This is a genomic window from Streptococcus cristatus, from assembly GCF_003943535.1.
Lineage (GTDB): Bacteria > Bacillota > Bacilli > Lactobacillales > Streptococcaceae > Streptococcus > Streptococcus cristatus_L.
Genome location: NZ_RJPU01000017.1, coordinates 1 through 3,659, shown reverse-complemented (window position 1 = coordinate 3,659; position 3,659 = coordinate 1). Strand labels below are relative to the sequence as shown.

At 37.0% G+C, this 3,659-nt stretch carries 5 protein-coding genes; all 5 read left to right on the top strand.

Annotation, left to right across the window (positions count from 1 at the left end; all coding sequences use genetic code 11):
• Nucleotides 1-1,551, top strand: a 1,551-nt coding sequence (locus D8790_RS10315; protein ID WP_125388512.1) for a T7SS effector LXG polymorphic toxin, incomplete at its 5' end; no start/stop codon positions are given.
• Nucleotides 1,548-2,273: an oligosaccharide translocation protein RFT1 gene (locus D8790_RS10310; RefSeq protein WP_125388511.1), complete on the top strand. Its 726-nt coding sequence runs from the start codon at nt 1,548-1,550 to the stop codon at nt 2,271-2,273. The genes D8790_RS10315 and D8790_RS10310, both read left to right, overlap by 4 nt.
• The gene (locus D8790_RS10305) at nt 2,266-2,694 is read left to right on the top strand and encodes a hypothetical protein (RefSeq protein ID WP_125388510.1); all 429 of its coding nucleotides are present in this window, start codon (nt 2,266-2,268) and stop codon (nt 2,692-2,694) included. Before D8790_RS10310 ends, D8790_RS10305 begins: the two co-directional genes overlap by 8 nt.
• 1 nt (nt 2,695) lies before the next feature.
• Nucleotides 2,696-3,172, top strand: a complete 477-nt coding sequence (locus D8790_RS10300) for a DUF5085 family protein (protein ID WP_125388509.1) — start codon at nt 2,696-2,698, stop codon at nt 3,170-3,172.
• Nucleotides 3,173-3,369: 197 nt separating this feature from the next.
• Nucleotides 3,370-3,659: LXG domain-containing protein (locus D8790_RS10295; protein WP_260470311.1), on the top strand; the 290-nt coding region annotated here is incomplete at its 3' end.

Sequence of the window (3,659 nt, the reverse complement as noted above, 5' to 3'; positions counted from 1 at the left end):
CCACTGGTTGATAACTATGTCAATGCCCTAGATAGCATTGTCAGTCGCTATGATGGGATTATCAAGCTTTTTAAGGAGACGGTTGGTGAGACCAATGATAGTGCGATTATCAATACGGAGTATCTGGAGCGAGTCAAGCAGAGGATGAAAGACCCCATTGAAGGCTTAAGTAAGATTTCGACACGAACACAGAGTATTTACTCGGATATTAGTGATATTATTTCTCTGAGTAATCCTAGCTTGGATGATATCAATACGACCTATACCAAGGCCCAAAAGAGTCTCGATGATACGATTAAGAACATGGAGGCTTTTAATAGTGTTCTTTTAAAGACAGATACGTTTGACCTTATAGATATGCAAAATAGTGAAATAGCTACACTATCAGGTTATGCCCCTCTTCCATATGGGAACCGCGTATCGAGAAATTATTATAATCGAACTCAGTTTAAAAACTCAGTTTCAGAGATTCACACAGCTCTCCATAGTAATTCACAAAATGTAAAGTATCAAAATGCTCTTGCAAAACAACTTGCCGAGTCTAAGTATAGTGGAACAGTAGCTGAAAATGAGTCCTTAATAGATTCATTATTTAATGTTTATAAAAATGTCACAAAAAGTGATTTATATAAAGATAGTAAAAGTTATAAAAAATATTTGAAATCTATTTTACCTGCTTTGTATGCGGCTTATCGTTTTAGTCGAGATAAACGAGGAAATACCGTCATTCTCAAAGAGACAACAAAATTTGGTAAGTTGTTAGATGAATACTTTAAGCTTGGGAAAATTCTGGATAAGAATAAAAAGTATAACATTGTGCAATATAAAACTGGTGAAATAACTAAGACTTTTAAATCCCTGATGGAGAAGTTAGGGAAAACACGTTATAATGAGGACCTAAGCAAAGTATTCAAAACCTTTACTGATACCACTAAGATGAGGCACAAATTTGCGAAGGTGACGAAAAGTATTGTGAAAACGAGTGGTAGCTTGTTTAAGGAAGGATTTATCAAAGAAGTAACTTTTAACGGAGCTGGGAAAGCCTTGTGGAATGCTAGCAAAGCAGGAGGAGGCAAAGGTCTAGTTCAGTCTGCTAAGGAGGGGTTGAGAAACTACAAAGAAGGTTTTAAATCAGCTACGAAGTTTGGTAAGATTTTAAAAGGAGCAGCAGTTGTTAGTGTTGCTTTAGATGTGGTTGATACTTTTTCAAAAATTCACGATAATGAAAAAGAGGCCAAACGTCAAGGTCTAAGAGGAAATGAAGTTAAGGCCAGTGTGACGACAGGTTTTGTGATAGATGCAGCCAAGGCGGCAGGGACAACTGTTGCGGCAACTGCCGCAGCTAGTGCTGGAGCTGCTTTAGCAGGTGTTGGTTTAGGTCTATTAGGTGTTGCAACAGCCCCTGCTTGGGCAACTGGAGCAGTAGCAATCGCAGCATCCGCAGGTGCTGTAGGTGTATTAAACTGGGCTGATAAAAAGTTTAATATTACGGATAATCTTAAAAAAGGTGCCAATAGCCTGATAAAAGGCATGAGAGGATGGTTTAAATGATACTGGAACGAATTAAAAAAACGTTTGAATTTCAACGAAGTAGGATAAAGGGCCCCGTTCCTCTGTGGGGTGTATTAAATGGTATTTTTATTTTATATCCTTTGGCATTTTTGGCGTTTTTTGCAGGAGGATTAGAGGTACTCAACAATCCCTCTTTGTATCAAGGCTTGATTATTACAGGAATTGTTGTTTGGGTATTAAATCTAGTTTTTCTTTTGGATCTTAAGCGAGGGATATTAACCAGTTTTGGAACCTATCTCATGTATCTGACTGGTCATATTTATATCATTATTGGTTTTAGTGCTATGAGTGGGGACCATAATTTTATTGGATTAAAGCTATCCCTCCCTCTTATACAATCCATTATTGTAATAGTCGTCATGAGCTGCTTGGTCGATTTGGACTCTGAAGAAGTTATCTCAGAGAAAGCTGGGAAACTTATGCTTAATTTTGTATTCGCTCCTCCACTTATTTTATCGTGTCTCTGTATATTTTTAGCTATCATTGGATATGAATATTTTTGGGGATGGGGGATATCCTTGTTTTCAATGACCTTTGGACATTTGTTTTATGCTACATGGTTTATAATTATATACGCTTATCAACACCGTCATGATGTTGAGGAAACAAGACCAATCAAGCATATAGAAGTGTCCTCAGATATGATCCAAAATAAGGAGTTTGATAGAGATAGATTTAGAAAGGTAACTAAAGATGATTAAAGAAATACAGCTACATATGACACATTTGATGACAGACCAGGTCCAGATTCAAGCGGACGAACTATTGGAGTTATTTGTTCATACAGAACTCCTTCCTTATACTGATGGTATTTATAAAGACGGCCCAACCATTTTTGAAATGACTCCAACTCAGTTTGATGAAGAAGAACAGGACGTTACCATTTATATACCTGTCATTTCAGAAACAAACTCAACGAGCCAACTAAGGTACCAAGCTAGTTTAAATATTGAGGGTATCAGTAAACGTGTGCCATTTGAAGATGGCTTGGACCAGTCCATCTACGAGATGAAGGCTTACATCAGAGACCACGGTTGGGAGTTACAAGATAAGTTGTATCTGGCCTTGATACCTGTTTATGATGATTTGTTTGTGGATTTGATTATCCCAGTGGAGAAGTAGAATGGCAGAAATTACATATGGTATGAATCAATCATTAATGATAAGCAATGTCTTAAGTGTTGATTACAATATTACTGGTGATGAAATTGCAGTAGCCTTTCAAGATATGGTTCAAACAGCCGTAGCGGCTGGATATACACCTAAAAGCAATCCCTTTTATTCTTGCCCTCATATCGGAGAGTTGGATGATGGGACATACAACATCACAGTCTATCTTCCTGTTCATGAGGATTATCTAGGAAAAGAAGAGATAATGGAAGGGACAGCCTATAACAGTTATTTTTTGGTTCCTCGAATGGCAGGAGTACGAGTTACTGGAGAGGAAGATGTTGACTTTGATAAGGCTATATACCTGCTAACCAATTTATTAATTGATAATGAGCTAGAAGAATGTACACCAGTATTTTATATTTCAAGTAAGATAAATGATGTTTTGTATACAGATATCATGGTAGGGATTAGAGATAAAAGGGATTGAGGATAATAGAAAACTTAAGGAAATAAAGAGACTTAAAACGACTCATGTTCGTTTCATTGTAGAACGTATAAAATGACATACAAATCCTAGGATTCCATTCTAGGATTTTCTATATGGTGAGAAAATGTTATAATGAGGATTAGGTAGAATTAATGAATCGGAAGTTCTGTTACAAAAAGAGTTGTTGAGTATCTCTGTTGAGAGTATTAAATCACAGCTATCTGTTTCGAGAAGCCGTCTATCAGATACCACTGGTTGATAACTATGTCAATGCCCTAGATAGCATTGTCAGTCGCTATGATGGGATTATCAAGCTTTTTAAGGAGACGGTTGGTGAGACCAATGATAGTGCGATTATCAATACGGAGTATCTGGAGCGAGTCAAGCAGAGGATGAAAGACCCCATTGAAGGCTTAAGTAAGATTTCGACACGAACACAGAGTATTTACTCGGATATTAGTGATATTATTTCTCTGAGTAATCCTAG